The 23,902-nt window shown below is 65.9% G+C and carries 19 protein-coding genes and 1 pseudogene; 11 read left to right on the top strand and 9 right to left on the bottom strand.

The window, feature by feature from the left end; all coding sequences use genetic code 11:
• From EV700_RS13005 to EV700_RS12995, 3 genes are all read right to left on the bottom strand, one after another.
• Complete coding sequence (locus tag EV700_RS13005) at positions 1 to 1,185, bottom strand: tetratricopeptide repeat protein (protein WP_130414445.1); 1,185 nt, start codon at positions 1,183 to 1,185, stop codon at positions 1 to 3.
• A 127-nt stretch (positions 1,186 to 1,312) separates the two neighbouring features.
• Complete coding sequence (locus EV700_RS13000) at positions 1,313 to 1,516, bottom strand: YheV family putative zinc ribbon protein (protein ID WP_130414443.1); 204 nt, start codon at positions 1,514 to 1,516, stop codon at positions 1,313 to 1,315.
• Positions 1,513 to 3,531 (bottom strand): M3 family metallopeptidase, encoded by a 2,019-nt coding sequence (locus tag EV700_RS12995; RefSeq protein WP_423201218.1) that lies wholly within the window; start codon positions 3,529 to 3,531, stop codon positions 1,513 to 1,515. The genes EV700_RS13000 and EV700_RS12995 overlap by 4 nt, the downstream gene beginning before the upstream one ends.
• Before the next feature lie 284 nt (positions 3,532 to 3,815).
• On the opposite strand from EV700_RS12995, the pseudogene EV700_RS12990 reads away from it, so the two are divergent.
• From EV700_RS12990 to EV700_RS12980, 3 genes and pseudogenes are all read left to right on the top strand, one after another.
• Positions 3,816 to 5,168: pseudogene (locus EV700_RS12990) on the top strand (circularly permuted type 2 ATP-grasp protein); the annotation flags it as partial.
• 18 nt (positions 5,169 to 5,186) lie between these two features.
• Positions 5,187 to 5,924, top strand: a complete 738-nt coding sequence (locus EV700_RS12985; protein ID WP_130414437.1) for an alpha-E domain-containing protein — start codon at positions 5,187 to 5,189, stop codon at positions 5,922 to 5,924.
• Between the two features lie 53 nt (positions 5,925 to 5,977).
• The gene (locus EV700_RS12980) at positions 5,978 to 6,700 is read left to right on the top strand and encodes a proteasome-type protease (protein WP_130414435.1); all 723 of its coding nucleotides are present in this window, start codon (positions 5,978 to 5,980) and stop codon (positions 6,698 to 6,700) included.
• A gap of 157 nt (positions 6,701 to 6,857) precedes the next feature.
• Here the strand turns inward: EV700_RS12980 and rsmB are convergent, their stop codons facing one another.
• From rsmB to def, 3 genes are read right to left on the bottom strand one after another with little or no spacing between them, the layout of a single operon-like run.
• Entirely contained in the window at positions 6,858 to 8,159 is a 1,302-nt protein-coding gene (rsmB, locus tag EV700_RS12975) for a 16S rRNA (cytosine(967)-C(5))-methyltransferase RsmB (protein WP_130414433.1), read from the bottom strand.
• Positions 8,156 to 9,121 (bottom strand): methionyl-tRNA formyltransferase, encoded by a 966-nt coding sequence (gene fmt, locus EV700_RS12970; protein WP_130414431.1) that lies wholly within the window; start codon positions 9,119 to 9,121, stop codon positions 8,156 to 8,158. The genes rsmB and fmt overlap by 4 nt, the downstream gene beginning before the upstream one ends.
• Positions 9,122 to 9,153: 32 nt before the next feature.
• Positions 9,154 to 9,660, bottom strand: coding sequence for a peptide deformylase (def, locus tag EV700_RS12965; protein ID WP_130414429.1), 507 nt, complete (start codon positions 9,658 to 9,660; stop codon positions 9,154 to 9,156).
• Between the two features lie 163 nt (positions 9,661 to 9,823).
• On the opposite strand from def, the gene EV700_RS12960 reads away from it, so the two are divergent.
• The 4 genes from EV700_RS12960 to hemF all read left to right on the top strand — a co-directional run bounded on the left by EV700_RS12960 (position 9,824) and on the right by hemF (position 13,686).
• The gene (locus EV700_RS12960) at positions 9,824 to 10,921 is read left to right on the top strand and encodes a LysM peptidoglycan-binding domain-containing protein (RefSeq protein ID WP_130414427.1); all 1,098 of its coding nucleotides are present in this window, start codon (positions 9,824 to 9,826) and stop codon (positions 10,919 to 10,921) included.
• A 99-nt stretch (positions 10,922 to 11,020) separates the two neighbouring features.
• Positions 11,021 to 12,166 carry a DNA-processing protein DprA gene (gene dprA / locus EV700_RS12955; RefSeq protein ID WP_130414425.1) on the top strand — a complete coding sequence of 382 codons (1,146 nt, stop codon included), beginning with the start codon at positions 11,021 to 11,023 and terminating at the stop codon, positions 12,164 to 12,166.
• 13 nt (positions 12,167 to 12,179) lie between these two features.
• A complete protein-coding gene (gene tsaC / locus EV700_RS12950; protein WP_130414423.1) occupies positions 12,180 to 12,746 on the top strand; it encodes an L-threonylcarbamoyladenylate synthase type 1 TsaC in 567 nt (188 codons plus the stop codon).
• Between the two features lie 22 nt (positions 12,747 to 12,768).
• Positions 12,769 to 13,686, top strand: coding sequence for an oxygen-dependent coproporphyrinogen oxidase (gene hemF / locus EV700_RS12945; RefSeq protein WP_130414421.1), 918 nt, complete (start codon positions 12,769 to 12,771; stop codon positions 13,684 to 13,686).
• Positions 13,687 to 13,692: 6 nt separating this feature from the next.
• On the opposite strand, the gene EV700_RS12940 is transcribed toward hemF, so the two are convergent.
• From EV700_RS12940 to EV700_RS12930, 3 genes are all read right to left on the bottom strand, one after another.
• Positions 13,693 to 14,418: an SRPBCC family protein gene (locus EV700_RS12940; protein WP_130414419.1), complete on the bottom strand. Its 726-nt coding sequence runs from the start codon at positions 14,416 to 14,418 to the stop codon at positions 13,693 to 13,695.
• 259 nt (positions 14,419 to 14,677) lie between these two features.
• Positions 14,678 to 16,513: a sensor domain-containing diguanylate cyclase gene (locus tag EV700_RS12935; RefSeq protein ID WP_130414417.1), complete on the bottom strand. Its 1,836-nt coding sequence runs from the start codon at positions 16,511 to 16,513 to the stop codon at positions 14,678 to 14,680.
• Positions 16,514 to 16,593: 80 nt separating this feature from the next.
• Complete coding sequence (locus EV700_RS12930; RefSeq protein ID WP_165391473.1) at positions 16,594 to 18,453, bottom strand: AsmA family protein; 1,860 nt, start codon at positions 18,451 to 18,453, stop codon at positions 16,594 to 16,596.
• A 201-nt stretch (positions 18,454 to 18,654) separates the two neighbouring features.
• Here EV700_RS12930 and EV700_RS12925 point away from each other — a divergent pair, with 201 nt between their 5' ends.
• The 4 genes from EV700_RS12925 (at position 18,655) to EV700_RS12910 (ending at position 23,840) form a co-directional block, all read left to right on the top strand.
• A complete protein-coding gene (locus tag EV700_RS12925) occupies positions 18,655 to 19,371 on the top strand; it encodes a Crp/Fnr family transcriptional regulator (protein WP_165391472.1) in 717 nt (238 codons plus the stop codon).
• A 140-nt stretch (positions 19,372 to 19,511) separates the two neighbouring features.
• On the top strand, positions 19,512 to 20,366 hold the full coding sequence (locus EV700_RS12920; RefSeq protein ID WP_130414411.1) for an energy transducer TonB: 855 nt from the start codon (positions 19,512 to 19,514) through the stop codon (positions 20,364 to 20,366).
• Between the two features lie 35 nt (positions 20,367 to 20,401).
• The gene (locus EV700_RS12915; RefSeq protein WP_207224672.1) at positions 20,402 to 22,744 is read left to right on the top strand and encodes a TonB-dependent receptor; all 2,343 of its coding nucleotides are present in this window, start codon (positions 20,402 to 20,404) and stop codon (positions 22,742 to 22,744) included.
• Complete coding sequence (locus tag EV700_RS12910; RefSeq protein ID WP_130414407.1) at positions 22,734 to 23,840, top strand: alpha-hydroxy acid oxidase; 1,107 nt, start codon at positions 22,734 to 22,736, stop codon at positions 23,838 to 23,840. Before EV700_RS12915 ends, EV700_RS12910 begins: the two co-directional genes overlap by 11 nt.
• Positions 23,841 to 23,902: the final 62 nt, after the last annotated feature.

Below are 23,902 nucleotides of genomic sequence, written 5' to 3'. Positions count from 1 at the left end.
TTAATCCGGATTGGCCGGTGCGGCGGGCTTGGCGATGTCCTTGGGGGCGAAGCGCGCGGCTTCCGCGTTGCAGCCGGTTTCGCATTCCAGCAGTTTTTGCGCATTGCCGAACAGGCCGGTGTATTTCTTGCGGCAAGCCGCCAGGCAGACGTCTTTTTCGGCCAGCTTGCGGGTATAGGTATCCCGTGCCTCCCGGTCCTGCTGTTCCCAGGCGGCCAGTTCATTGCGGTATTTGGCCTGTGCGGCCTCTTGGGCCGCCTCGCGTTCATCCAGGCGCTGGGCCAGTTCGTCGGCCTGGGTCTGCCCGATCAGGTCTGCCATGAACAGCTTCACTTCGGCTTTTTTCATCCAGCCGCCGATGCCTTTCAGCGCCAGCAGGGCGTCGGGGGTGGCCAGGTTCAGGCGGGCCATGCCTTTCAGGTTGTGCCGCAACTGGGCGAGGGTGGTGATGCAGGTCATGCGTTGCTGATAGATGGTTTCCAGCGTCGGGTCGGCCCCTTCGGCCAGATCCAGATGTACCAGCGCCTTGTCGCAGGGCCCGTTCTTGGCGGCGGCCACCCGGGCCAGGGCAATTTTCTGCAAGGTTTCCGCCTGTTGCGCCAGCGCTGTCCGGGCTTTCTCCGCTTCCGGCGATCCGGGCAGCGTGCTGCGGATCTGGCGCAGCACCCGCGCGGCGTCCACCGGCTGGTTCAGCCGCGTCGTGTACAGGTCGGCGGCTTTCAGAGCGGCCTCGGCGTTCAGGTGCTCGGCATTCCAGGCATTTTCATAAAGACGCGCGGCCTTGCCGTTCAGGCCGTCGGCCAGCGCGGCATCGGCTTCTTGTGCGCTGGTCACAGCCAGGCGCCGAGCCTTGATGGTGGCCGCCAGTTTTTCGATCGAGGGCCGCAGCGTCGCGTCCGCCAAGGCCAGCGCCTGGATCGCGCTGGCTTCCGCCTCGTCAAAGCGCGACAGTCCCAGATAGGCCATCGCCATATAATACGGGCTCCGGTAATCGCTCGGCTCCAGCCGCGCCGCCTCCTTGGCGCTGGTCAGGGCCTCCACAAAATCCTCACCCTGCACCTGCTCGCGCGAGGTGCTGATCAAGTCTTCGTAAGGCGTGGCGAGGGACGGGATCGACCAGAGCAACGTCAGGCAGACCAGCCCCAGACGCAGGGCGGGGAATCGGCGCGGGAGTCCGGGGTTCATGAGTGTTTTTCCTGAGCAGGTTGCGCGGCATGATTCGAGGCCGCCGCCCTAAAGGCAGCCACGGGGATCTTTACAGTGTAGCGCGGCGAGGCGTCACGCCCCAAGCGCCCGCGTGCACCGTCCGCCGTCATTTCGTCTTGAAAACCACCACCCCCGTCCCCTCATCCTTGTGTTCCTCCACCGGCGTCACCTCCGTCGGCCGTTCCTCCTCGTAGCCGCAACTCACGCATTCCATCCACTCCCGCTCCGCCGATACACACGAGCGGATCACATCTGTCTTCTCACAGCGGGGACACTTCGCCCCCGCGATGAACCGCCGCTTCACGCTCATGCCGTCAGCCCCGTGTGGCGCAGCAGCGCGTCAATCTTCGGTTCGCGGCCGCGGAAGGCGACAAACAGCTCCAGCGCCGGTTGGCTGCCGCCCTTGGCGAGAATCTCGCGGCGGAAGCTGCGGCCGGTTTCCGGGTTGAAGATGCCTTCTTCCTCGAAGCGCGAGAAGGCGTCGGTGGACAGCACTTCCGCCCACTTGTAGCTGTAGTACCCCGCCGCGTAGCCGCCCGCGAAGATGTGGCTGAAGCTGTGCTGGAACCGGTTCCACGACGGCGGCGGCAACAGGTTGACCTGCGCGCGCACCGCGTCCAGTTCGCGCTGGATGCCCACGGCGCTGAGCGGCGACTGACGGTGGATGCGCAGGTCGAACAGCGCGAATTCCAGCTGGCGCAGCGTCATCAGGCCGGACTGGAAATTCTTCGCGGCCAGCAGGCTGTGCAGCAGGTCGTCGGGCAGCGGCGCGCCGGTCTCGATGTGTTTCGTCATCCGCGCCAGGCCCTCGCTTTCGGCGCACCAGTGTTCCAGGAACTGGCTGGGCAGTTCCACGGCGTCCCAGGCCACGCCGTGGATGCCGCCGACGGCGCTGATGTCGACCTCGGTCAGCATGTGGTGGATGCCGTGGCCGAATTCGTGGAACAGGGTGGTGACTTCGTCGTGGGTCAGCAGCGCGGGCTTGCCGTCCACCGGGGGGTTGAAGTTGCAGGTGAGGAAGGCGACGGGCAGTTGCAGCGAGCCGTCCGCCAGGCGGCGGCGCGAGCGGCAGTTGGCCATCCACGCGCCGCCACGCTTGTTGGCGCGGGCGTAGGGGTCCAGGTAGAAACCGGCAATCAGCTCCCCGTGCTCGCGGATCTCGTAGTAGGTGACGCCGTCGGCCCAGACCTCGGCTTCCGCTTCGGTGATGCTGACGCCGAACAGGGTCTCGGCGATGCTGAACAGCCCGGCGATCACCACCGGTGCGGGGAAGTAGGGCCGCAGCGCTTCCTGCGACAGGTTCAGCTTCTGCTGTTTCAGCTTTTCCGCGACGTAGGTGGTGTCCCACGGCTGCAGGTCGGTGATGCCCAGTTCGGCGGCGGCGAAGGTCTTCAGTTCGGCCAGGTCGCGTTCGGCGGCGGGACGGGCGCGGTCGGCCAGTTCGTGCAGGAAGGCCATCACCTTGTCCACCGATTCCGCCATCTTCGGCACCAGCGACAGTTCGGCATAGCTGGCGTAGCCCAGCAGTTGCGCCTGTTCGTGGCGCAGTTCCAGAATTTCCGCCATCAGCGCCGAGTTGTCGAATTCGGGTTTGTCCCCCTGGTCGGAGGCGCGGGTGACATAGGCGCGGTAGACCGTCTGCCGCAGCTCGCGGGTGTCGGCGTGCATCATCACCGCCAGGTAGGCGGGAAAGTCCAGCGTCGCCATCCAGCCCTCGTGGCCGCGCTGTTCGGCCAGCTGCGCCAGCAGCGCGCGGTGGCTGTCGGGAATGCCTGCCAGTTCCGCTTCGGCCAGCGGCCGTTGCCAGGCTTGGGTGGCGTCCAGCAGGTTGTCGGCGAATTTCGAGCTCAGCGCCGACAGCCGTTCCTCGATGGCGGCGAAGCGCTGCTTCTGCGCTTCCGGCAGGGCCACGCCGCTCAGGCGGAAATCGCGCAGGGCGTTGCTGACCGTTTGTCGCTGCGCGGCGCTGAATCCGGCGAACGCCGGGCTTTGGGCTAGTCTTTCATAACTGCCGTACAACGCCGCGTTCTGGCCCAGTTCGGTGTAGTAGGCGGAAATCTTCGGCAGGTTGTTGTTGTAGGCCTCGCGCCAGGCCGGGCTGTTGGTGACGGCGTTGAGATGGCTGACCAGCGCCCAGGCCTTGCTCAGTCGGTCTTCCAGGATTTCCAGCTTGCCGGGCAGGCTGCCCCAGTCCGGTGCATCCTGCGCCGCCAGGGCGGCTATGGCTGCGCGGTTCTCCGCCAGCAGGGTGTCAATGGCGGGGGTCACCAGCTCGGGAGTGATGGCGCGGAAGGCCGGGAGGTCGGGGGCGTCAGACAGCAGCATGTTCATGTCAGGGGTCCTGCGGTTCGCATAGCACTACGTTTTGTACGGATTTGGCGGGCCTGCCGCCGGTCAGCGTGCACCGGATCGGGGCGCGGTATTTCGATTCAGTGCCGGAATTCTTGGCAAAGCTTTTGCAACGTATTGAGTCTATAACACAGATTCTACCGGGAGATGTCATCATGGCCTGCCAAAACCTTGCCAGCAACGAACACGATTATGGCTATTTTCCCAACCCGGAACACTATGACGAAATGGCGGTCGGCAACGAACTGCGGCCGCATTACCGTCGGGTGGGCGAGTGGCTGAACCGCACCCCGCTGGAGAACCTGCTGCGCTGTCGCCAGCAGTCCGAGGCGGTGTTCCGCCAGGAAGGCATCACCTTCACTGTCTATGGCGAAAGCGCGGGTACCGAGCGCCTGATTCCCTATGACATCATGCCGCGCGTCATTCCCCACGCCGAATGGAAGCTGATGGCGAAGGGCTGCGAGCAGCGGGTGCGGGCGCTGAACGCCTTCCTGCATGACATCTACCACGACCAGCGCATCCTCAAGGCGGGCATTGTGCCGCCGGAATTCATCCTCGGCAACGAGCATTTCCAGCCGGCGATGCAGGGGCTGGACCTGCCGAACCGCATCTACGCGCAAATCTCCGGCGTGGATATCGTCCGCCACAGCGACGGCACCTACTACGTGCTGGAGGACAACCTGCGCACGCCGTCCGGGGTGTCGTACATGCTGGAAAACCGCGCCATGACCGAGCGGCTGTTCCCCGGCATGCTGGCGGAAAACCGGGTGCTGCCGATTGACCATTATCCCGCGCTGCTGAAGCAGACGCTGACGGAATCGAGCCGGGTGGAAAACCCGACCATCGTCATCCTGACGCCGGGTCGCTTCAACAGCGCCTATTTCGAACACGCCTTCCTGGCGCGGGAAATGGGCGTGCCGCTGGTGGGCGGCGGCGATCTGGTGGTCTATGACGATACCGTCTACATGAAGACCATCGACGGCCTGAAGCGCGTCGATGTGATCTACCGCCGCCTGGATGACGCCTTCCTCGACCCGCTGGCCTTCCGTCCGGATTCGATGCTGGGCGTGCCGGGGCTGATGGCCGCCTATCGCGCCGGCAACGTCATCCTCGGCAACGCGGTCGGCACCGGCGTCGCCGACGACAAGTCGGTCTATCCCTTCGTGCCGGACATGATCCGCTTCTACCTGAGCGAGGAGCCGGTGCTGCAGAACGTGCCGACCTGGCAGTGCCGCAAGCCCGCCGATCTCAGTCATGTGCTGGCCAACCTGCCACAACTGGTGGTGAAGGAAGCGCAGGGTTCGGGCGGTTACGGCATGCTGATCGGTCCCGCCGCCACCAAGGCCGAGCTGGAAGATTTCCGAGCCCGGCTGAAGGCGAAGCCGGAAGCCTACATCGCCCAGCCGACGCTGGCGCTGTCGACCTGCCCCACCTTTGTCGGCGCGGGCATTGCGCCGCGCCACATCGACCTGCGGCCCTTCGTGCTGGCGGGCAAGGACACGGTGCGGCTGGTGCCGGGCGGCCTGACGCGGGTGGCGCTGAAGGCGGGCTCGCTGGTGGTGAATTCCTCGCAGGGCGGGGGCACCAAGGATACCTGGGTACTGGCCGACTGATTCCCGAGGAGAGAGTTCATGCTTTTATTGTCATCGGCGGCCGACCTGTACTGGCTGGGGCGTTACCTGTCCCGCAGCCGCACGTTGTCCGCCCTGTTGCTGGACTGCCTGTCGTCGGCCTCGACCGAACGACTGGGGCTGCCCCTGAGCCTGACCGGCGCCTGGGCGTCCTTCTACCAGCAATACGAAACCTTCAGCCCGGAAGGCGTGGCTGAATTCTTCATCGCCGAGGGCAATCCCTCCAGCCTGACCGTCGGCCTGCAGTCGATGCGCGGCGACGCCCAGGGCACCCGTGCCTGCATCAGCGGCGAGCTGTGGCTGGCGGTGAACAGCCTGTGGCTGGACTGGCAGGCGCAGCTGCCGCGCCTGCGCACCCTGACCGAAAACCAGGCGCTGTACCGTCTGGCCACGGAGCGGCTGGCCGTCATCCAGCAGGAAGTGGACACGCTCGGCTCGATGGATGCCTTGCGCTTCATCCGGCTGGGGCAAACCGTGGAAGGCCTGGACAACTGGCTGCGGCAACTGGCGCTGTCGGTGACCCCGCCGGAAGACCCGGCCGTGCTGGTGCAGGCGCTGATCCGCGACCTGACCGCCCTCAACCCCGAGACCTGGGGCCAAGTGCAGGCCATGGCCGGACGGCTGGTCGAGGCCTGCCGCCATCCGGCGCTGGCTAGTCCCGACCAGGCGGCGCTGCGCGAGGCGCAGGCGCAGCTGCAGCAGATGACCTACCGGCTGGCGGATGCCTTCGCCATGTAATGAACCCTCCCCGCAGGCGGGGAGGGAACCCGATTCACTCACGAGACAAGCAAATGACTTACTGTGTCGCCATGCGTCTGGCCGAAGGACTGGTCTGTGTCAGCGACTCCCGCACCAACGCCGGGGTTGACCATATCGCGGTATTCCGCAAGCTGCACCGTTTCGGCATTGACGGCGAGCGCCTCATTGTCCTGCAAAGCGCGGGCAACCTGGCGACCTCGCAGTCGGTGGTGACGCTGCTGCGCCAGCGCATCAACAGCGACGACGGCCTGCATCTGGACAACGTGCCGACCATGTTCGAGGCGGCGCGGCTGGTGGGCAAGACCCTGCGCGAGGTGCTGGCGCACGATGATATCGACCGCGATTTTTCCTGTTCCTTCCTGCTCAGCGGCCAGATTGCCGGTGAAGCGCCGCAGCTCTACAACATCTATCCGCAGGGCAACTTCATCGCCGCGACCGAGGACACGCCCTATTTCCAGATCGGCGAAAGCAAGTACGGCAAGCCGATTCTGGACCGGGCGCTGAACTACCAGCTGTCGCTGGAAAAGGCCTTGCGCTGCGCGCTGATTTCCTTCGATTCGACCATTCGCAGTAATTTGTCGGTGGGCACGCCGCTGGACCTGCTGGTCTATCGCCATGACTCGCTGCGGCTGCCGACCGGTCGGCGGTTGTATGACGATGATCCCTATTGGGCGATGATCCGCACGCAGTGGTCGGAAGGCTTGAAGCAGGCGATGGCGAGCATGCCGCCGCCGCCGGAGGAGTATTGGGTCTAGGTGCGGTTACGCCCCCCCTGCCCGGCAGGGGGGCTGCCCGCAGGGCTGGGGGGTAACAGCGGTAGGCTGAGCATGGTGACTGTGGCGGAGGGTGTGTCCGGCGGGAGCAACCCCCCGATGCCTGCGCATCGCCCCCCTGTTGCACAGGAGGGAAGGTCTAGGCTGAAGTCTTCTCCAGCAACGCATAAAAGAAACCGTCGCCGCCGCCAATAGTGGGCAGGATCTGCCGTCCGTGCGGCCGTTCCAGTCCCCAGACGGCGTCAATCGTCACTTCCCGCGCATCGGGCGTTTCCTTCAGGAAATGCCCGATCTGGTTTTCATTCTCGGCGCGGATCACCGAGCAGGTGGCGTACAGCAGGCGGCCGCCGGGCTTCAGCCGCGTCCACAGCGCCCGCAGGATTTTCGCCTGCAAGTCCACCGTCCGGCCGATGTCGTCGGGTTTGCGCAGCAGCTTGATGTCGGGGTGACGGCGGATGACTCCGGTGCCGGTGCATGGCGCGTCCAGCAGGATGGCGTCGAACACGGTGTCGCCCGCCCAGGCGTCGGGGTCGGCGGCGTCGGCGGCCAGCAGGGTCAGCGCCGGATGATCCAGTTGCAGGCGGCGCAGGTTATCGCGCACGCGTTCCAGCCGTCCGGCGTCGCTGTCGATGGCCCACAGCTGTTGCGGGTCGGCGGTTTCCAGCAGGTGCGCGGTCTTGCCGCCCGGCGCGGCGCAGGCGTCCAGCACCACCGATCCGGCGGCCGGGGCCAGCAGACCGGCGGCCAGCTGCGCCGATTCATCCTGCACCGAGAACTCGCCCTCGGCATAACCGGGCAGGGCGGTGACATCGTGCAGTTCGTGCAGGCGGATGCCTTCCGGCGACAGCGCACTGGGTTCGGCGCTGATCCCGGCTTCCTTCAGCTTCACCAGATAATCGTTGCGGGTCAGGCGGCGGCGGTTGACACGCAGGGTCAGCGGCGCGGGCTCGTTGTTGGCGGCGAGGATGGCGGCGGCGTGGTCCGGCCAGTCTTTTTCCAGGCGTTTCTTCAGCCAGCCCGGATGCGCATGTTCAAAGCCGACCCCGGCCACCAGCAGGTCCTGTTGTTCGCGCAGGAAGCGGCGCAGCAGCGCATTGATCAACCCGGCGGCGCGGGCGAAGCCCAGTTCCTTGGCGGCTTCCACGGTTTCACCGATGGCGGCGTGCGGCGGAATGCGGGTGCGCAGCAGTTGATAGAGTCCCAGACCCAGCAGCGCCAGCACCGCCTTGTCCTTCACCGGCTGTTGCAGCAGCGGCCGCAGCAGCGCTTCCAGATATACCCATTCGCGGGTGCAGCCCAGCACCAGGTTCTGCAACAGGGGACGGTCGCGCGGCAGGCAGGCCTGCTGGGCGGGCGGCAGGGTGGCCCCCAGCGAGGACTTGCCCGCCAGCACCGGGGCCAGCGCCTTGGCGGCCAGGGCGCGGGTGGAGAGTTTCTTCATGCGCCGAGCACCACGCCGGGCTGCAGCAGCTCGCGGCGGGCGTTCAGCACGTCGGCATAGCCCAGGGCCTTGCCGTTGGGCAGTTGCAGGGTATCGATGGCGACAACGGTGCTGTTGCCCGCCGCCACGCGCAGACCCTTGCGGTCGGCCTGCACGATCATCCCGGCGGGAGCGGTGGTGGTTTCCTCGATCACCCGCGCCGACCACAGGCGCACGGCCTGGCCCTGCAGCAGGGTATAGGCCACCGGCCACGGGTTATAGGCGCGGATGGCGCGCACCACCTCGATGGCGGGCAGCGACCAGTTGACCAGGCCTTCTTCCTTCACCAGTTTGGCGGCATAGGTGGCCTGTGCGCTGTCCTGCGGTTCCGGGGTCAGGATTTCGCCGTTTTCCAGCGCGTCGACCACGTGCAGCAGCGCATCGCCGCCCAGCAGCGCCAGCCGGTCGTGCAGGCTGGCCGAGGTGTCGTGGCCGGAAATGGGACAGGTCAGCTTGTAGAGCATGTCGCCAGTGTCCAGTCCGGCGTCCATCTGCATGATGGTGATGCCGGTCTCGCGGTCTCCGGCCAGGATGGCGCGCTGGATGGGCGCTGCGCCGCGCCAGCGCGGCAGCAGCGAGCCGTGCACGTTGATGCAGCCGAGGCGGGGAATGTCCAGCACCGCCTGCGGCAGGATCAGGCCATAGGCGGCCACCACCATCAGGTCGGGTTGCAGCTCGGCCAGTTCGGCCTGGGCGGCGGGGTCGCGCAGCGAGAGCGGCTGGTAAACCGGTAACTGGCGGTCGATGGCCAGCTCCTTCACCGGGCCGGATTCCACCTTGCGGCCGCGACCGGTGGGGCGGTCGGGCTGGGTGTAGACGGCAACGACGTCATGACCGTTCTGCAACAGGGCGCGCAGCGATTCGGCCGCGAAAACCGGCGTACCGGCGAAGACGATGCGTAACGGACTACTGGGACTGGACAAGAAACAAACCTCTCCTTTGGAATTCGGTGCGCCTAGGCGCGTTGCTTTTGCAGTTTTTCAAGCTTGGTCTTGATGCGCTGGCGTTTCAGCGGCGACAGGTAATCGACAAAGAGCTTGCCGTCGAGATGGTCGACTTCGTGCTGCAGGCACACCGCCAGCAGGCCGTCGGTTTCCAGGGTGAAGGGCTTGCCGTTGCGGTCCAGCGCCTCGACGCGGATGCGGGCCGGGCGCTGCACTTCGTCGTAGGAGCCGGGCACGGACAGGCAGCCTTCTTCATAAGGCACGCAGTCCTGCGTCAGCGGGGTGATGACGGGATTGATGAACACCATCGGCGCGCTCTTGTCCTCGCTGATGTCCAGCACCAGCAGGCGGATGTGCTGGTTCACCTGGGTTGCCGCCAAGCCGATGCCCGGTGCGTCATACATCGTTTCGAGCATATCTTCGGCAAGCTGGCGGATGTTATCATCCACCACGGACACGGGTTTGGCCCGGGTTCGCAATCGCGGATCGGGGAAATGGAGTATCGGAAGCTTTGCCATATTTGCCAACCACCTGCCGTTAAATCACAACAATGCTTGATAAGCACTTGAGCATGTTGTAAAAGTGCGTCTATTAGGCCGTAAAGAGTAAGGACGGATTGTTGCTTATTATAGCGGCCTTGACTCCTTGCGACCATAAGTCCCGCCAAGAAGGGAATTGATAATGAAAAAACCGGTTCTATTACTCGTTGCCGGCCTGCTGGCCGGTAGCGCCATGGCTGCCAGCCCCAAGCCTGTCGATGTCAAGGACACGGCGCCTGAGCGCTACACGGTCCAGAAGGGCGACACCCTGTGGGACATTTCCAACCGATACCTGAAGGATCCGTGGCGCTGGCCGGAAATCTGGGAAGTGAACCCGCAGGTGCGCAATCCCCACCTGATCTATCCCGGCGACAAGCTGGTGCTGTGCCGTATCCAGGACCGTAACGTGGTCGCGGTGGATACCGGCGGCGGGTGCGCGGATGTGGCGCAGCGCCTGACCAACAAGGCGACCGGCCGTGTTGACGGCGACTCCGGCAAGCTGTTGCCGCAAATCCGTTCCGAACCGATGAGCGTGGCCATTCCCGCCGTGCCGCTGCAGGCCATCCGCGCCTTCCTGTCCGGCAGCCGCGTGGTCGGGCCGGAAGACTTCGAACGCGCTCCCTATGTGCTGGCCGGTCTGGGTCACCGCATCATCGCCGGCGCCGGCGAACAGGTTTATGCGCGCGGCAAGGGATTGGCGGTTGGCGACAACTATGGCGTATACCGCCGCGGCAATCTCTATCTGGATCCGGACACCCAGGAAATCCTGGGCATCGAAGCCATGGACATCGGCGCCGGCAGCATCACGGCTGTGCAGGGCGATGTCGGCACCCTCTCCGTGGCCCGCACCACCCAGGAAGTTCGTATCGAGGATCGCCTGCTGCTGAGCGAAGCCATGCCGGTGACCCCGGTTTTCCACCCGACCAACCCCGAGAACGTGAAGCCCGGCCGCATCCTGCAGGTCATGAACTCGCTGGGTTCCGGCGGTCTGAACAGCATCATCGTCGTTAACCGCGGCGAGCGCGACGGCGTGGTTCAAGGACACACCTTCGCGGTTTACCAGCACGGGGGCGTTGTGCGCGACCGCACCAAGGATGAACTGGTGCAGCTGCCTTCCGAGCGTTCCGGTCTGGCGATGGTGTTCCGCACCTTCAACAAGGTCAGCTACGCCATTGTGCTGAAAGCCTCGACCGTGGTGAAACAGGGCGACGAGATCCGTCCTCCGGTCAGCGGCGACTAAGGCTCCAACCCTTTCAAACGGTTTTACCGTTTTCGGGCTGTCTGGATAGACAGCCCTTTTTTTCGGCCGGAAAACGCCGGGACGGCGTGCAGGGATGTTATGGATACAGGTTTTGCCGGGCGGGAGTCCTGGCTGTTGTTGTGGCGATTGCTGGAACAGTCGCATACCGCCTTCCTCAAATTGTGGCGCGTGGCCGATAACCCGGCGGTGTTGTTGCAGGCCGATCCGGCGTTGTGGCGGCAGGCGGGCCTGTCCGCCGCGCGGGTGCGGGCGCTGGAGCAGTGGCGCGGCGGCGATGACCGCGTGGTCCGTTCCGATGTCGAGCGCGCGCTGCAGCTGATTGAACGGCACGGCATTACCGTGCTGACCTTGGCCGATACGGCCTATCCCCCCTTGTTGCGTGAAATCGCCGACCCGCCGCCGTTGCTGTTCTGCCGTGGCGAGGCGGGCCATTTGTCGTGGCCGCAGGTGGCGATGGTGGGCAGCCGCCGCCCCAGCCAGAACGGGCTGGCGACGGCGCGCGAATTCGCCGGCGAGCTGGCGCGGCAGGGGCTGGGCATCACCAGCGGTCTGGCGGCGGGTATTGACGCCGCCGCGCATCAGGCGGCGGTGCAGGCGGACGGCATCACCGTGGCGGTGCTGGGTTCGGGCTTGTGCGATCTCTACCCGCGCGCGCATGCGGCGCTGGCGGAGTCGATCGTGGCGCGGGACGGCGTGCTGGTCAGCGAGTTCCTGCCGCAGACCGCGCCGCTGCAATACCACTTCCCGCGCCGCAACCGCGTCATCAGCGGTCTCAGCCTGGGCGTGCTGGTGGTGGAGGCGGCGCTGCAAAGCGGCACGCTGATTACCGCCCGCCAGGCGCTGGAACAGAACCGCGAGGTCTGGGCCATTCCCGGCTCCATCCACAATCCGCAGGTGAAGGGCTGCCACGCGCTGATTCGCGACGGCGCGCGGCTGGTGGACGAGCCGGTGCAGTTGCTGGAGGATGTGGGGCCGAAACTGGCGCAGGCGGCCTCCGGCTCGGGCCGGGTGCAGGCTGCACCGCCGCCGCTGGACCTGCCGCTGGACGAGCGCGCCCGCGCCGTGCTGACGGTGCTGGGCTGGCAGGTGCAGTCCTTTGATGCGCTGGTGGAACAGAGCGGGTATGATGCCGCCACCATGGCCGGCCTGCTCCTGGAGCTGGAACTGGCCGGATGTATTGCGACGGTGGCGGGCGGTTACGAGCAACTGGCCCCGTCACGCTGACTGCGGGTGAATCATGTCCTTTCCTTCCGATATCCAGCTGCGCCAGGCCGTCCGGGTTCTGGATAACGGCGGCGTCATCGCCTATCCCACCGAGGCCGTCTGGGGGCTGGGCTGCGACCCCTTCAACCGGGCGGCGGTGCTGCGGCTGCTGGAGATCAAGCAGAGACCGATGCACAAGGGCCTGATCATCATCGCCGCCGAAGTGGGTCAGGTGCTGCCCTGGCTGGGCGGCCTGACTGTTGGCCAATGCCGCCGCGTTATAGAAACCTGGCCCGGGCCGAACACCTGGGTGGTGCCGGTCGGCCATGATTTTCCCGAGTGGGTGCGCGGTGACCACGCCAGCGTCGCGGTGCGCGTGTCGGCGCATCCGGGCGTGCAGGCGCTGTGCCGCCGTTACGGCGGTGCGCTGGTGTCGACCAGCGCCAACCGCACCGGCCTGCCGCCCGCCCGCTCCGCCTTGCAGGTGCAGTGCGGTTTGCGGGGGCAGGTGGATTACCGGCTGCCGGGCCGCCTGGGCGGCCAGAACAAGCCAACCCTGATCCGCGACGCCCTGACCGGGCAAGTCCTGCGTCCTTCCTGATTCCCGCTACCGGAGAGCCTCCATGTCCGTTGAAATTGACCTGAACGCCGCCAAGCAGGCCCTGATGGCCTTGCAGGACCGCATTTGCCGCGAACTGGAGGCCGAGGATGGCGGCGGCCGCTTCCGCGAGGACAGCTGGGTGCGCGCCGAGGGCGGCGGCGGCCGGTCGCGGGTGCTGGAAGGAGGTACGGTGATCGAGAAGGGCGGCGTCAACTTTTCGCACGTGCACGGCAACAAGCTGCCGCCGTCCGCAACCGCGCACCGCCCCGAGCTGGCCGGGCGCAGTTTCCAGGCGATGGGCGTGTCGCTGGTGATCCATCCGCGCAACCCCTATGCGCCGACCAGCCACGCCAACGTGCGGCTGTTCGTGGCGGAAAAGGAGGGCGAAGCGCCGGTGTGGTGGGTGGGCGGCGGTTTCGACCTGACGCCGTACTACGGTTTCCCCGAAGACTGCCGTGACTGGCACCGCCATGCGCAGGCCGTGTGCGCGCCGTATGGTGAGGATGTCTATCCGCGCTACAAGCAATGGTGCGACGACTACTTCTTCATCAAGCACCGCAACGAGGCGCGCGGCGTCGGCGGGCTGTTCTTCGATGACCTGAACGAGTGGGGATTCGAGCGCTGTTTCGCCTTCATCCAGGCGGTGGGCAACGGCTACATTGACGCCTACCGGCCGATCCTGGCGCGGCGCAAGGACACGCCTTATGGCGAGCATGAGCGCAACTTCCAGCTGGTGCGGCGGGGTCGTTATGTGGAATTCAATCTGGTCTATGACCGGGGGACCATCTTCGGTTTGCAGACCGGCGGCCGCACCGAGTCGATCCTGATGTCGCTGCCGAACCTGGTGTCCTGGCAGTATGACTTCCAGCCGGAGCCGGGATCGGTGGAATCCCGGTTCGTGGAGGAATTCCTGCGGCCGCGCGATTGGGCCGCAGGCTGAAAGCGGTCAGTTGTAGTTCGACCAGCCGTAAACGGTGAAGGGCAACGGGCTCTTCGCCAGCATGTAGCGGTCCTGGCCCATCATCCGCTGCATGCCGAGGATGACGCTGTAGGGCGCGCTGCGCTGCACGAAGTTGGCCGCCCAGGCGGGGACGGTGCCGCCCGCGTCGAAATAACCCTCGGCTTCCACATGGATCTTGTTTGGCGCCACCGGCGAGAACTTGACGGTGATTTCCTCGGCGGGCATGCGCACCAGACCGCGCTTCTGCGGCATGTAGTCCGGCGCGGCGGTCACTCGCAGCATCACAAAGGGCTTGGTGCGGGTCTGCGGTTCCAGCACGCCGCGCAGCACGGTGTCGCGGTCGGGCAATCCGGCCGGGGCGTTATGCACCATGTAGACAATGAATTCGGTGGGTGAGACCTGCTTCACCAGCTTCGATTCCCGGGTTTCCCAAAACCACTTGGTGTAGTTCTCGAAATCCAGCAACACGTGCGCCAACGAGTCGACCGTGCCTTCCAGTTCCGCTTCCACCTTGAACGAGCGATAGCGCTTGCCGTCTTCCAGCCGCGACCAGGTCTTGATGTTGCGGCGCTGGTCGTGGCGGGTCAGCCGCCATTCGTTGCCCAGCGGCGTGCGCAGTTCGTCGAGGTCGTCGTCGCCGTTGGCGAAAGCGGGGAGGGTTGGCATCAGGACGGCCAAGATCAGACCGAGGGCAAACAGGCGTGACTTCATGCGCGGTGACTCCATGCGTGGCGGAAGGCCCGCACCGGCCGAAGCCGAAAATGTGAGGGCGTTCTCATTCTTTGTTGTGATGTCGCGCAGGTTTATAGTGGTTAAAACCTGCACAGGCCATGACCGGACTGACAGTGGATGCGGTCCCGGGAGTCAATCGGTCCGGAAGCCGTTGCCGGACAACGCCCGCCGTTTATCTGACAGTTGACGCTGTTTCCTTGACGGATGGCATTGTATAGCGGAAAAAGTCGGTTTTTGTTCAGTCCAGGCTGCGCCGCACACTGACGCGGTTGCGGCCGTCCTGCTTGGCCAGATAGAGGGCGGCATCGGCGGTCGCCAGCATGCGCACGTCGTCATCGGTATCTTCCGGCACCACGCTGACCGCCCCGATGCTGACCGTGATGCGTATCGGGCCTTGCGGACCCGGGATCAGGGTTTGTTCCAGCGTGGCCCGCAGTTTTTCGGCCACATGCGCCACCCCGTCGCCGTCGGTGGAGGGCAGCACCAGGCAGAATTCCTCGCCGCCAAACCGCGCCACCGTGTCGCATTCCCGGTGTATCTCTCCCTGCAATACCCGGGCAATGGCCTGCAGGCAGGCGTCGCCGGTCGGGTGGCCCCAGGTGTCGTTGATGCGCTTGAAGTGGTCGGCGTCGATGATCAGCAGTCCCAGATGGTCGCCGCTGCGCAAGGCCCGCTTGACTTCCTGCCGCAGGACTTCGTCAAAGTGCCGCCGGTTGTGAGCCCCCGTAAGCGCATCGGTGATGGTCAGCTCCTGCAGGCGGATGTTGGCCTCCATCAATTCCACGGTGCGCGCCTGCACCCGCAGTTCCAGGGCGGTATTGGCTTCCTGTTGCATCCGCAGCATGTCGATACGGGCGTCCTCGCGGCGGCGGCGTTCCTGCTGTACCCGGTCGGCTAGCGCGAAGGACAGCAGCAGTATCTGCATGGACGAACCGATCGGCACCGCCACCACCGTGAGCGCCGAATGCGCGATCAGGCCGTATTTGTCCAGCGCCAGCACGATGCCGCTGAACAGCACGAAAGACCAGGCGGCGATGTAGAAACGGGCGGGTTTGTAGCCCTGCCAGGCGCGATAGACGGCGAAACTGAAGATGACCGGGATGCAGACGATGGCGCAGCCTTCCACCAGATGGATGGAAATGGTGTAGTGCGTCAGGAAGGCCGCCGCCGCACTGGCCAGGCTGCCCGCCAGCGTCAGCCGCATGGCCAGCCGGATGCCGCGTCCGGCGCGTTCGATGTGCAGGAAACTGCCGGCGAACAGGGCCCCGAAGAACAGCGTCAGCGCCAGGCTGAACACGATCACCCGGTCGTTCCAGATAGTGGCGTTCGGCCACAGGTACTGGAAGCTGAGGCCGTCCAGGCTGGCCAGGAAGACGGTGATGGCGGCGACATAACCGACGTACCACGCGTACTGGCGCTCGCGCAGGGAGAAGCAGAGGAAGCTGTTGTAGAGCAGCATGCTGAGCATGATGCCGAAATACATGCCGAGGATGAGGCCGGTCTGTTCGTCATGCTGGCGGAAGGCATCGGGTTGCCACAGGTTGACCGGCACCTGCACGCTGCTGCCGGTTTCGACACGGATCAGCAGGTCGACGCTGCCGTTGGCGGGCAGGGTGAGCGGCACCAGGAAATGCCGGTGCAGGATGGGGCGGGTGGCGAAGGGCAACTTGTCGCCCAGCAGCCAGGCCTGCGACGGTCCGGCCGAGGGTTGCGCCCAGATCTGCAGCTTGTCCAGCACCGGATAACCGATTTCCAGCAGGCGGTTTTGCGGGTGCGGCGAAGGGTTCAGCAGCTTGGCGCGCAGCCACAGGGCGCTGTGACTGTAACCGAAATTGGCCGTTTCGCCGCGCACCGGCTGCCAGTCCGTGCGACGGCCGACCTCGGACGGACTGAGGCTGCGACCGGGGTCGGCCAGATAATCGAGGTGATGACCGGGGGTGAGTCGCGGCGCGGCCGGGTCGACCACCAGTGTTCCCGCCAGGGCGGCGTGACAGACGCAGGCGCAGCAGAGCGCCAGCATCAGCAGCCGGAGGGCTCGGTGGCGGGTATGCAGTAGCCTGGACGTTTTCAGCATATTCTTCTTTTTGTTGTCATGGCCTATCCGGAGCCTATAGCGCGGCCGTCTTTCGGGCAGGCGGCATTATGACCAGTCCGCTAATGATCGCCAATGACCGCCACCGGGGTTCCGACCGGCGGCGCGACCATGGCGCCCGCCAAAACCCGTGGCTTGTCCATCGGGCCTTCCACCTTGAAGCGGAAGGGCAGGCGTCCGTCGGCATCCAGCAGCGCCGCCAGCGATGGCGCGGCTTTCAGCAGTTGCTGCGACCGCGTCGCCGAGAGCCGTGCGCTGACATCCCAGCGCACGAACAACCGGTTCAGGTCGAAAGAACCGGTGAACAACGCATCGGTGACCGTGCCGTCGCTATCGGCCAGTCCTTCCGCCGCGAAATTGCGGAAGCTGACGAAGCCGGTGTCGTAATCCATGACGCCGCGCACGGCGGCGGCGGTGAGGCGGTTGCCCGGGCTGATCACGGCATCCAGCTGGCGGGCGGTGAGGCGGTTGCCCAGCGCCAGCTTCAGGCCGTCCCGGAACAGCCAGGCGTTGAGCAGCGTCAGTTCGCGCCCGGTAACGTTGGCGCGCGCCTTGATGGTGAATTCCTTCGGCACCAGCCGGGCGGTGAAGCCGACCTTGAGGCCGGCTCCCGGCTTCTTCTCGAAAACATCGGCCAGGAACAGGCTGAGCCCGCCGGCATCCAGTGTGCCGTCGGAACCCAGGCCATCCATGTCGCCCTTGGCGTGCGCATCCAGCGCCACCGCGCCCTTGAACACCAGCCCCTTGGGCAGGTAGGCGCGGAAGAAGGGATAGATCTCCTCCATCGACGGCAGATCGATCGCGGCCGCGCGCATGTCCACATCAATCACCGGCCGTCGGGGAATGCCGCGCACCACGCCGTCCACGGTCAGCCGGTTCTGGCCCATGCTCACCGCCATGTTGTTGAGCGCGATCTGCTGCTGCTTCAGGGTGACGATATTGCGGCCGATATCCAGCGCCAGCGTGAACGGCTTGCCGCGCAGTGTACCGTCGCGCGAGACCAGCACCAGGTTGTCGAGGCGGATGCCGCCCTGGCTGCTCATCCCGTCCCAGGCGTTGCCCTTCAGTTGCAGCTGCATCGACGCCGTGCCGGCGGCGGGATAGGCGGTCAGGCCCTCGGGGATATAGGCGGAGAAAGGCAGGATCGGCGCCTGGTCGACCGTCAGCACGCCATCCAGCGGCACCTGCTCGGAGCGCACGGTATCGAGGATCGGCCCGGCAATGCCGCTCAGGCTGACATTGCGGGCAGCCGCCCCAGGGGTGCGCAGGCCGACATTCAGGTTGAATTTGTCCTTCAGCGCGAAGCCGGTGAAGCGCACGTCGATATCGTCGAAGGTCAGCCGGGCCGGGCCGCGCGCCGCCGTGGCATCCACCACCCGCACCGCGCCGTTGGCGGCATGGAAATCCTTGATCCGCAGCCAGCTCATCAGCGGTCCGCGCTTTTGCTGCATCAGGTCGCCGACGTTGAGGGTGTAGTCGCGGTCGACCAGCACATTGGCCTGGAAGTCGCGGATGTCCAGCTGGGTCACGGAAATGCGGCCGATCAGCAGCGGCAGCAGGTCGGCGGTCAGGCTGATGTCCTTCGCCGTGTAGAAATGCGGCCAGTCGCGCAGCGGATGATGCGCGAAGCGCTCGTTCTCGGAAATGGTCAGGTCGCTGACCCGGGCGCTGAAGGGCAGGAAGCCCAGCTTCAGCTTCTTGTAAGCCATCTTGCGCGGAATCACCGTCTGCACGGCGGCCTCTCCGGCCTTGCGCGCCTGCGCCTCGTCCACGGCGGCATGCGCGGCGGACAGGGGCAGGGCCGCGCAAAGGCAGGCGGTCGGCAGGACGAAGCGACGGAACAGGGATGGCACGATGGCGGCGGCTTCCGGAAAGTCTGCGGGTAATACGGCCAGTCTGCCACAGCCCGCCGCCTTGTGCATTGGGGGATTCGGCCGGAAACCGTCGTCGCGGCGGCCAAGGACGGCCTGTCCTTCCGGAAGCCGTTTCCTGTCCGTTCGGCGAGGTGTAGGACAAGCGGGAGGAGGGCTAGATTCAATCATGGCGGGAACCGTGGTTCGGATTCCTGCTCTTTTCACGGATTTGCAGTCCGGGCCGAGCCGCCCGGCACGAGGTGCATGATCATGATTCCCGCTCCCGAAGTGCGCGCCACCATCCTGCGGCACCCGCTGTTCAATCATCTGGACGTCGCCGTGCAGGAGCGCCTGCTGGCGTCGACCCGGGAATTCCACCAGCCCGCCGCCGCGCTGCTGATCCGTCAGGGCCAGCCCGCCAGCCATTTCTTCCTGGTGCTGTCCGGCAAGGTGAAACTGTTCCGCATTTCCCCGGACGGGCAGGAAAAGGTGGTGGAAATCATCCATCCCGGCCAGACCTTTGCCGAGGCGGTGATGTTCATGCAGCGCTCGGAATACCCGGTCTGCGCCGAGGCGCTGGAGCCGGTGCATCTGGTGAGCGTGCCGAACCTGCCGATGATGCAGGCCCTGTCCGAGAATCCGAAGGCCTGCATGCACCTGCTGGGCCACCTGAGCGTGCGCCTGCACCAGCGGCTGGGCGAACTGGAAACCCTGACCCTGCAGAACGCCACCCAGCGCTTTGCGTTGTACCTGATCCAGCAGCTGGAGGACCGTTCCGCCGACCGCGCCGAAATCGACCTGATGCTGCCGAAGCGGCTGATTGCGGCCCGGCTGTCGATGCAGCCGGAGACCCTGTCGCGGATTATCGGCAAGCTGCGCGAAGACCATCTGGTGGAGGTTCAGGGCCGCCATGTCTGCATTCCCAGCGTCGAAGCCTTGCTGGGCCGTTTCAGCGAGCCGATGGTGCAGCGGGTCAGCCTGCGCTAGGCGATCGCCTTCCCTTATGAGCCCACTTAACCGGACCTTGCCGTCCGGTTTTTTGCATCCCTCACTGCAAATGCTATTGATAACGATTATCATTAAGTTTAGGATGCGATCATCTTGCGGAGATGACGAGGGTCAAGCCGGTGTTTTACGCGACAGGTGGGCAAGCGGTGCGGCCGCAGCAGTGGCTGCTGGCGTTCGGGCTGGCGCTGGTGCTGGAGGCGCTGCTGCTGTTGGCGCTGGGCTGGAAGGCGGCGTTGTTGTCTTCGCCGCTGGCGCCGGAAGCCGAGGCGGGCGACGGCGACGACATGTCGATGGCGTTGCTGGCGGCATCCGGTGAGCCGCTGCGCACCGCCCGTTTCCTGTCCCTGCCCGCGCCCTTGCCAGCGCCTGCCGCCCCAACACCCGCCGCGCAGCCGGCGACGCCCCAGGCGGTGCAGCCGGTGATCCCGTCGCCGGTGAATCGCTCGGTGGCTGTCGTTCCGGCGGCCTCGACGGAGGCCGCTTCGGCCGCCACCGCCCCGGCGGAAATCGCGGCGTCTTCGGGAGAGCCGACGGTTGCCGCTGTCGCCGGGGGTGGCGAGACGGGTGGCGCGGCTGCTACGACGGCCCCGGCGGCCGGAGTCAGCGGTGGAACCGGCCAGACGACCGGCGGGGCGACGGGCGGCCTTTCCGGCAGCGGCTCCGGTGTCGGTTCCCGCCACGCCCGCCATCCCTATTTTGGCAAGCTGAAAGCCTGGCTCAACGCCCACAAGACCTATCCCGCCGCCCTCAAGAAAGCCAAGACCCAGGGCACGGTGCTGCTCACCTTCACCATCAGCCGCAGCGGCGAGCTGCTGTCGGCGCGCATTGTCACCGGCTCCGGCGAGCCGGGGCTGGACCAGGCCGCGCTGGACATGCTGCAACGCGCCAGCCCGATGCCGCCGCTGCCCGATGACCTGGGTCTGGACAAGCTGACGCTGACCATCCCCGTCGAATATTCGCTGATTACCCGTTAACCCCAGATCGCTCACCTTCATTGCAGGAGTTCATGATGTCCGCCAGTCCGATCCGCAAGCCCGCCTCGCTGCGCGCCGCCGCCCCGTCCCGTCCCGCCGTGATCCTGGGGGTTTCCGCCGCGCTGCTGTCGCCGTCGGTGCTGGCGGACGAGGCGGCGGTCAGTCTGGACACCTTGCAGATTGAGGGTCGCGCCATCGACACCAATCCCTACGCCCAGCCCGGCGCGCCCTACAAGGCACGGGTATCCGGCGACGCCCGCCATGCCGAGCCGCTGGCCGAGACGCCGCAGACCATCAGCGTGCTGACCAAGACGCAGATCGAGGAGTCCGGCCGTACCGACCTGCGCGAGATTTTGCAGGCGCAGCCCGGTATTACCCTCGGCACCGGGGAAAACGGCAATGCCTTTGGCGACCGCTACATCATTCGCGGCTATGAAGCGCGCAGCGATGTCTTCGTTGACGGTCTGCGCGATCCCGGCATGACCATCCGCGAAAGCTTCGCCAGCGAGCAGGTGGAAATTTCCAAGGGCCCCAGCGCCACCTTTGCCGGGCGCGGCACCATCGGCGGCGCGGTCAACAGCGTCAGCAAGCAGGCCGGCACCGAGTACGATTTCACCAAGCTGAAGGCGGGCTTCGGTACCGACGACTACCGCCGCATCGAACTGGACGCCAACCACCGCCTCAGCGACACTGCCGCCTTCCGCGCCAACCTGCTGCAGGCCTACGAGCAGATTCCCGACCGCGCCCCGGCCGACCGCGACCGCACCGGCTATGCCTTTTCGTTGCTGCTGCAACCGCTGGAGAAGCTGGAACTGCTGGCCGATGTCTATCACCTCACCGCGAAGGACAAGCCGGATCTGGGCACCTACATCGCCCCGAACGGCGGCACGCCGCGCGCCGATATTCCGGTCTATTTGCAAAACCAGGACTTCCTGACCGCCGATGTCGACGTGGCGACGCTGCGCGCCACTTACCGCTTCAACGACGGCCTGCGCCTGAGCAACAGCCTGCGGCGCGGCAGTTCCGAGAACGCCTATGTCACCACCGGCGCGCGCGGCATGGTGCGCGGCGCCAACGACAGCGCGCCCGGCATCGACACCATCACCCTCAGCTCGCACAACGGCTGGCAGCAGGTCGATTATCTGGCCGACCAGCTCAACCTGTTCCTCGACACCACGCTGGCGGGCAAGCTGCACAAGTTCATCTTCGGCGCGGAATACACCGACTCGCAGGTGCTGAACGGCGTCTATAACGGACTGACCGCGCCCAACAACGCCAATGCCAACTGCATTACCGGCACGGGGACGGCCAAGAACGCCTATTGCATCCTCGACGCCAATGGCAATGCCATCGGCAACATCGGCGGGCTGATGGGCCGCAGCCCGAACAAGGGCTTGTGGGACTCCGACTGGCGGATCAAGACGGTATCGCTGTCGGTGATGGACACCGTCGCGCTGAGCGACCAGCTGGAAGTGTTCGGTGGCGCGCGTCTCGACCGCTTTGACTACCGCAACACGGTGCAGAACACCGGCACGCTGGCGCAAACCGTGTATGCCTACGATGACAACCTGTGGAATTTCCACCTCGGCACCGTCTACAAGCTGACCGGGGAAGGCAACGTCTACCTGAACTGGAGCACCGCTTCCGAAATCAACGGCGGCGAATCCGATTTGGGCGCGAACTGCGGCTACGGCGGCGTCTGCACCGTCAACGGCGATCCGACGCTGGTGACGCAAAGCCGTCCGGAAAAGACCACCAATATCGAACTGGGCACGAAGTGGAACCTGTTCGACGAGAAGTTGCTGGCTACCGCCGCCGTGTTCCGCATCACCAAGGATGACGTGATGGAAGGCCTGAGCGCCAACAGCTACACCACCACCGGCACCCTCAACAGCGGCCGGAACCGGGTGCAGGGCATTGAGCTGGGCCTGAGCGGCAACCTGACCGAGGCGCTGAGCACACAGTTCGGCGTGGCGGTGATGACCTCGGAAGTGCTGGCGTCCGTCGCCGACCCGACCGGCGTCGGTCATACCCTCAGCAACTTCGCCGAGAACAGCGCCTTCCTGCAATTGCACTACGACGTCACGCCGAAATTCGCCTTTGGCGGCACCGTCACCTACGCCAGCGAGCGCTATGCCGGTCAGCCCGACAGCGCCGCCGCGTGGAACGCGACGACCGGAACCTACGCCTATGAAGTCCCGGCCTATACCGTGCTCGACCTGTTCGCCAGCTACGCCTTCACGCCTAAGGCCAGCGTGCGCCTGAACGTGGCCAACGTCACCGACGAGGACTACTACCTGGCCGCCTACCGCAGCGGCGCGTTCACCTACATCGGCGATGCCCGCCATGCCAACGTGACGCTGAGCTATGAGTTCTAAATCCCTGACCGTGCTGCCGCCGGGCCTGTTGACGGCGGCCGATTACGAACGCCTCGCGCCGCAATTCCTGGACGCCGGGACGCTGGCTTACCTCAACGGCGGCAGCGGCGCGGAGATCACGCTGCGTGACAACCTGGCCGCCTTCGCTCGCCACCGCATCCTGCCGCGCCTGCTGCGTGACTGCGGCGGCGGTTCGACGGCGCTGAGCCTGCTCGGCCGTCCGTTCCATCACCCGCTGCTGCTGGCGCCGGTGGCCTTCCAGCAGCTGGCGCACCCGGACGGTGAGCGGGCGACGGCGCGGGCGGCCGCCGCCACCGATACCGGGCTGGTGCTGAGCACCCTGTCGTCGGTGACGCTGGAGGCGGTGGCGGCGGAGACGCCGGGGGAGAAGTGGTTCCAGCTGTACTTCCAGCCTGACCGCGCCGCCACCGCCGATCTGGTGCGGCGCGCCGAAGCGGCCGGGTACGGTGCGCTGATGGTGACGCTGGACACGCCGGTGCAGCCCGCTGGTGAGCGGGCGACACGGGCCGGGTTCGTGATGCCCGCGTCCGTCCGCGCCGCCAACCTGACGGGCTACGCCCCGCCGCCGCGCCGTGTGCTGAATGCCGGGGGAAGTCTGCTATTTCAAGGTGTCATGGCCGATGCGCCGGGCTGGAAGGATCTGGAATGGCTGCTGGGCCTGACCCGCCTGCCGGTGGTGGTGAAGGGCGTGGCGCATCCCGATGACGCCGCGCGCATGAAAGCGCTGGGCGTGGCCGGGCTGGTGGTGTCGAACCATGGCGGCCGGGCGCTGGACGGCATGCCCTCCGCGCTCGACCTGTTGCCCGCCATCCGCTGCGCGGTGGGAGCGGATTATCCGTTGCTGCTGGACGGCGGCGTCCGCAGCGGCCGCGACGCCTTCATCGCGCTGGCGATGGGCGCGAACGCGGTGATGATCGGCCGCCCGCAACTGCATGCGCTGGCGGTGGCCGGGGCGCTGGGCGTGGCGCATCTGTTGCGCCTGCTGCGGCAGGAACTGGAATTGTGCATGGCGCTGGCCGGCTGCGCGACGGTGTATGCCATTGGGCCGGAGGCGTTGCATTCCCCGCAGTTGTAGGTCGGGTTTCAACCCGACAACGGTCTCCGATCGAAGGGCATTGTCGGGCTGAAGCTCGACCT

Origin of the sequence: Fluviicoccus keumensis, assembly GCF_004217445.1 — a bacterium.
Classification (GTDB): Bacteria; Pseudomonadota; Gammaproteobacteria; order Pseudomonadales; family Moraxellaceae; genus Fluviicoccus; species Fluviicoccus keumensis.
Note: the sequence above shows the minus strand (reverse complement) of the source record. Positions and strands in the feature narration are given on the sequence as shown.

Coding starts and splice junctions, on each gene's coding strand:
- EV700_RS13005 (WP_130414445.1), bottom strand. CDS start 1,185: ATGAACCCCGGACTCCCGCGCCGATTCCCCGCCCTGCGTCTGGGGCTG.
- EV700_RS13000 (WP_130414443.1), bottom strand. CDS start 1,516: ATGAGCGTGAAGCGGCGGTTCATCGCGGGGGCGAAGTGTCCCCGCTGT.
- EV700_RS12995 (WP_423201218.1), bottom strand. CDS start 3,531: ATGCTGCTGTCTGACGCCCCCGACCTCCCGGCCTTCCGCGCCATCACT.
- EV700_RS12985 (WP_130414437.1), top strand. CDS start 5,187: ATGCTTTTATTGTCATCGGCGGCCGACCTGTACTGGCTGGGGCGTTAC.
- EV700_RS12980 (WP_130414435.1), top strand. CDS start 5,978: ATGACTTACTGTGTCGCCATGCGTCTGGCCGAAGGACTGGTCTGTGTC.
- rsmB (WP_130414433.1), bottom strand. CDS start 8,159: ATGAAGAAACTCTCCACCCGCGCCCTGGCCGCCAAGGCGCTGGCCCCG.
- def (WP_130414429.1), bottom strand. CDS start 9,660: ATGGCAAAGCTTCCGATACTCCATTTCCCCGATCCGCGATTGCGAACC.
- EV700_RS12960 (WP_130414427.1), top strand. CDS start 9,824: ATGAAAAAACCGGTTCTATTACTCGTTGCCGGCCTGCTGGCCGGTAGC.
- dprA (WP_130414425.1), top strand. CDS start 11,021: ATGGATACAGGTTTTGCCGGGCGGGAGTCCTGGCTGTTGTTGTGGCGA.
- tsaC (WP_130414423.1), top strand. CDS start 12,180: ATGTCCTTTCCTTCCGATATCCAGCTGCGCCAGGCCGTCCGGGTTCTG.
- hemF (WP_130414421.1), top strand. CDS start 12,769: ATGTCCGTTGAAATTGACCTGAACGCCGCCAAGCAGGCCCTGATGGCC.
- EV700_RS12940 (WP_130414419.1), bottom strand. CDS start 14,418: ATGAAGTCACGCCTGTTTGCCCTCGGTCTGATCTTGGCCGTCCTGATG.
- EV700_RS12935 (WP_130414417.1), bottom strand. CDS start 16,513: ATGCTGAAAACGTCCAGGCTACTGCATACCCGCCACCGAGCCCTCCGG.
- EV700_RS12930 (WP_165391473.1), bottom strand. CDS start 18,453: ATGCACAAGGCGGCGGGCTGTGGCAGACTGGCCGTATTACCCGCAGAC.
- EV700_RS12925 (WP_165391472.1), top strand. CDS start 18,655: ATGATTCCCGCTCCCGAAGTGCGCGCCACCATCCTGCGGCACCCGCTG.
- EV700_RS12915 (WP_207224672.1), top strand. CDS start 20,402: ATGTCCGCCAGTCCGATCCGCAAGCCCGCCTCGCTGCGCGCCGCCGCC.
- EV700_RS12910 (WP_130414407.1), top strand. CDS start 22,734: ATGAGTTCTAAATCCCTGACCGTGCTGCCGCCGGGCCTGTTGACGGCG.